Below are 5,332 nucleotides of genomic sequence, written 5' to 3'. Positions count from 1 at the left end.
GGTTTCCTCGACGACATCGAGTCCTTCGACCCCGCCTTCTTCGGCATCACACCGAAAGAAGCCGAGGCGATGGATCCGCAGCAGCGGCTGCTGCTGGTGACCGCGTGGGAGGCGCTGGAGCGCGCGGGCATCGTGCCTGCCACCCTCGCGGGCAGCGCTACCGGTGTGTTCGTCGGCATGATGGCCAGCGACTACTTGCAGGGCGCCCGGCTGGACCAGATGAACGGCTATATCGGCACCGGGTCCGCGTTGAGCGTGGCGTCGGGCCGATTATCTTATGCGCTGGGGTTGCAGGGGCCCGCGTTGACGGTGGACACGGCCTGTTCGTCGTCGCTGGTCGCGGTGCAGTTGGCGGTGAACGCGCTGCGCTCGGGGGAGTGCGATCTGGCGCTGGCAGGCGCGGCGACCGTGATGGTGACTCCGCACTTGTTCGTGGAGTTCAGCAGGCTGCGTGGTCTGTCGCCGACTGGGCGGTGCCGTTCGTTCTCCGACGACGCCGATGGTGCGGTCTGGGCCGAGGGTGCGGGGATGGTGGTGTTGAAGCGTCTGGGCGATGCCCGGCGTGCGGGTGATCGGGTGCTTGCGGTGTTGCGTGGTGTCGCGGTCAATCAGGACGGCCGCAGTCAGGGTTTGTCCGCGCCCAATGGTCCCGCGCAGGAGCAGGTGATCCGGCGTGCTTTGGAGCTGTCCGGGTTGCGGCCTGATGACATCGATTACGTGGAGGCGCACGGCACCGGTACCTCGCTGGGTGACCCGGTCGAGGCCAACGCGCTGGCGCGGGTCTTCGGCACCGCACGGGACCCGGGTCGCCCGCTCTGCACGGGCTCGCTGAAGTCCAACCTCGGGCACACCCAGGCCGCCGCGGGGATCGCCGGTCTGATCAAGGTGGTCCAGTCGCTGCGGCACCAGACCTTGCCTGCCACATTGCACGCCGACACGTTGAGCAGGCACGTCGACTGGGACGGCAGCGGGCTGCGCGTGCTGCGGGAGGCGGTTCCCTGGCCTGTGAGCCCGGACCGCGTTCGCCGGGCCGGGCTCAGTTCCTTCGGTATCAGCGGCACCAACGCGCACCTCGTCATCGAGGAGGCACCCCGGACGGACCCCGCGGGCGCCGGGGTCGAGCCGGAGTCGACCCTCTTCCCGTTGTCCGCCCGAAGCCTTCCGGCACTGCGCAAGCAGGCCGAGCGGCTGCACGACGTCCTCGCCGACCGGCCGGAGCTGTCGTTGGCCGCGGTGGCCGCGACCCTGGCCCACCGACGCACCCACTTCGACCACCGCGTCGTGCTGCGGGCCACCGGCCGGGAGGGACTGTCGGCCGCGCTGCGGGACCTGGCCGACGGCCGGTCCGACACCGGCTCGATCATCGGGCCCCGGCGGACACTGCCCGCGGGCAAGATCGCCTTCGTCTTCCCCGGCCAGGGTGCCCAGTGGACCGGCATGGCCCGCGACCTGCTCGCGACCGATCCGGTGTTCGCCGACGCCGTCGAGCGCTGCGACACCGCGTTGCGGCGCTACGTCGACTGGTCGGTGGCGGCCGTCCTGCGCGGCGACGCGGATGCCCCGTCGCCGGACCGGGTGGACGTCGTCCAACCGGCCCTGTTCACGGTGATGGTGTCCTTGGCCGCCGTGTGGCGGGCTCGCGGGATCGAGCCGGACGCCGTGATCGGACACAGCCAGGGCGAGGTGGCCGCCGCGTACGTCGCCGGGGCGCTGCGCCTTGAGGACGCGGCCGCGGTGGTCGCGCTGCGCGGCCGCGGGTTGACCGAGCTGGCAGGCACCGGCGGCATGGCCGTGGTCGCCCTACCGCGCACCGAGGTCGAAAGCAGGCTCGCCGGACTCGGTGGACGGGTGTCGGTCGCCGCGGTGAACAGCGGCCGGGCCACGGTGGTCGCGGGCGAGGTGGAGCCGCTGGCGGGGCTGCTCGCCGACCTCGCCGCCGAGCAGGTCTTCGCCCGCCGCCTCGACGTCGACTACGCCTCGCACACCGCTCTGGTCGAGCCGGTCCGCGAGCGGATCACCGCGCAGCTCGCCGGTGTGGTGACGTCGTCGACGGCCGTCACGTGGTACTCCACCGTGACCGGTGCGCCCGTCATCGGGGAGCTGGACTCCGGGTACTGGTACACGAACCTGCGTGAGACTGTCCTCTTCGGACCGACCGTGGAGCGGATGGCCGCCGACGGCTACCGCCATTTTGTCGAGCTGAGCCCGCACCCGTCCCTGCTGACCGCGCTGGACACGACCGGGGAGGACGCGGGCCACCATCTGGTCGCCGTGGGGTCGCTGCGCCGCGGTGAGGACGGGCCCGCCTGCCTGGACCGTGCCGAGGCCGAGCTGCACGTCCACGGGTGGGCTGTCGACTGGCGGCGTCTGGTCGCCGACACGGCCGCCGCGGACCTGCCGACCTACGCCTGGGACGCTCAGCGCTACTGGGCCGAGCCCGAGCCTGCCCGCGACGGACCCGGCCTGTTCGACCGCGCGGCGCACCCGTTGCTCGGTGTCCAGGTGCAGTCGGCCGACGAGAGCCGGTGGACCTTCCGCAACGAGTGGCTTCCGTCCACTGTGGACTGGCTACGCGACCACACGGTGTTCGGCCGGATCGTGGTGTCGGGCACGACCCTGCTGGAGTTGTGCCGCGCCGCCTTGGCCGTCGTCCGCCCGGACGACCCGGTCGACCTGGCCGAGCTGCTGCTGGTCGCACCGCTGGTGCTCACCCGGGCCACCGCGGTCGAGGTGTCCGTCGAGGTGGTCGGCACGGGACCGATGCCCGAGATCACCGTGCACAGCCGCCCACGCGGTGCCGAGTCCGCCCGCTGGACCTTGCACGCCACCGCCACCGCCGTCGAGGCGGAGCCGGTGACCGGCGCGCCCCCGGTGTGGCCGGACACCGGTGGGTCGGCGTGGAGCGAGCAGACCTACGAGCGACTGGCCCTGCTCGGCCTCGGCTACGGCCCGGCCTTCCGGGGCGTGCGGGACGCGGTGGTGACCGGCGACGGCGAGCTGGTGGCCCGGCTGTCGCTGCCGCCTGCCGCCCGTGACCTCGCCGACCCGTACCCGATCCATCCGGCGCTGCTGGACGCCGCGCTGCACGTGTGCGCGGCCTTCGACGAGGGGGTCGCGGCCGACGGTCGGGTGCTGCTGCCCGCGTCGATGGGCCGGGTCAGCCTGTCGCGTGCCCGCGGCGACGAGATCGTCGTGTCGGTGCGGCGTACCGGTGTGTCCGAAGAGGACCGCACGCTCGACGTGACCCTGTGGGATGCCGACGGGTTCGCCGTAGGACGCTTTGAGGGGGTCCGGGCGCGGTCGGCGGGTTCGGCCGATCTCGCGGCGGGATCGGGCAACGGGCGGCACCTGTTCGAGGTGGCGTGGACGGCCGCGCCCGAGCGGCCCGGCGAGCCGTCGTCGGGGGAGTGGACCGTCGTCGGCGACACCCCCGACCCGCGGTCGGCGGCGATCCTGCGCGACATCGAGGCGGCAGGCATCCGGTGCGGCGAGTCGAGCCGCGAGGTCGTGGTGCGGTTGTGGCCGTGTCCCCCCGCGTTCGACGTCGACCCGGCCCGTGCCGCGGGGGAGTTCGCGCGGATCGGCCTCGCCGAACTGCGGGCGCTGATCGCGGCGGGCGAGGACGCACCCGCCCGAACCGTCTGGGTGACCCGCGGCGCGATCGCGGCGGGCGACGGCGACCCGGTGCCCCGCCTGCCCCAGGCGGTGCTGTGGGGTCTCGCTCGCGCGGCCCGCGCCGAGCACCCCGACCTCGGGCTGACCCTGATCGACCTCGACGACGCCGACTCGGTGGTCGCCGCCGTGCGGCTGCGGGCCGAGCCCGAGGTGGCCGTGCGCGCGGGTGCGCTGCTCGTTCCCCGGCTGGTGCGGCTCCGGGCGGCCGAGGCGGAGCCCGCGCGCGTCCCCACCGACGGCACGGTGCTGGTCACCGGTGGTCTGGGCGGGGTCGGTCGCAACATCGCCCGACTCCTCGCCGAACGGGGTGTGCCGCGGCTGCTCCTGGTCTCCCGCACGGGTGCCGCCGACCCGCGCGCCGCCGAGGTCACCGCGGAGCTCACCGCCCTGGGCGTCGAGGTGGACGTGGCGGCCTGCGACGTCGCGGACGCGACGGCGCTCGCCAGGGTGCTCGACCGGATCGGTCCTGACCGGCCGCTGCGCGGGGTGGTGCACTGCGCGGGTGTGCTGGACGACGGGATGGTCGCCGAGCTGACCCCGGACCGGCTCGCCCGGGTGCTGGGCCCCAAGCTCGACGGCGCGGTCCACCTGCACCGGCTCACCGCGGGCAGGTCGCTCGAACTGTTCCTGATGACGTCGTCGTTCGCGGGCGTGGTCGGCAACGCGGGGCAGGCCAACTACGCGGCGGCCAACGTCTTCCTCGACCAGCTCGCCCACCACCGCAGGGCGTCGGGTCTGCCAGGGATGTCGATCTCCTACGGCGCCTGGGCCGACGAGGGCCTGGCGGTCGACCACGCCGACCTCAAGCGGATGGCCCGGTTCGGCTACGGCGCGTTCAGCTCCGGGCAGGGCCGTGACGTCACCGAACTCGCCCTGCGCCACGGTGCCCCGCACGTGGTCGCCGCCGACATCACCCTGTCCCGCCTGCGCGAGACCGTGTCCACGGCAGGCGGCACGGCGGCCGCGGTGTGGCGTTCGCTGCTGCCCGCGCCCCGCACCGGGCACGACGACAGCCTGGTGGAGCGCCTGTCCCGGCTGCCAGCGGCCGAACGCGCCGAGCGGGTCTTGGCGCTGGTGCGCGAGGAGGCCGCCCGCGTCCTGGGCCTGCGCTCGATCGAGTCCGTCCACCCCGACCTGCCGCTGCGCGAACTCGGCATGGACTCGCTGACGGCGGTCGAGTTGCGCAACCGGATCAGCGCCCGCCTCGCCACCCGGCTCCCGGCGACCCTGCTGTTCGACCACCCGACTCCAGCCCGCCTCGGCGCGTACCTGCTGAGCGGCGTGCTCGCGACGAGCGGCCGCGCCCCGGCGGCCGTCGAGCGGCCTCGGGTGTCCACTTCGGACGAGCCGATCGCCGTGGTGTCCATGGCGTGTCGGCTGCCGGGTGGGGTGTCCGACCCGGAGGGCCTGTGGCGGCTGGTCGCGGAGGGCCGGGACGCGGTGGGCCCGTTCCCGGCCGACCGGTGGGACGTGGAGTCGCTCTACGACCCGGACCCGGAGGCGGCTGGGAAGTCCTATGCGCGCCACGGCGGTTTCCTCGACGACATCGAGTCCTTCGACCCCGCCTTCTTCGGCATCACACCGAAAGAAGCCGAGGCGATGGATCCGCAGCAGCGGCTGCTGCTGGTGACCGCGTGGGAGGCGCTGGAGCGCGCGG

General features: G+C 73.8%; 1 protein-coding gene. It reads left to right on the top strand.

Annotated elements, in window-relative coordinates; translation table 11 throughout:
• On the top strand, positions 1-5,332 hold a 5,332-nt coding region (locus ACT4N7_RS26305), incomplete at both ends, for a type I polyketide synthase (protein WP_444831543.1).

Source organism: Actinokineospora sp. (assembly GCF_052390155.1).
Lineage (GTDB): Bacteria > Actinomycetota > Actinomycetes > Mycobacteriales > Pseudonocardiaceae > Actinokineospora.
Note: the sequence above shows the minus strand (reverse complement) of the source record. Positions and strands in the feature narration are given on the sequence as shown.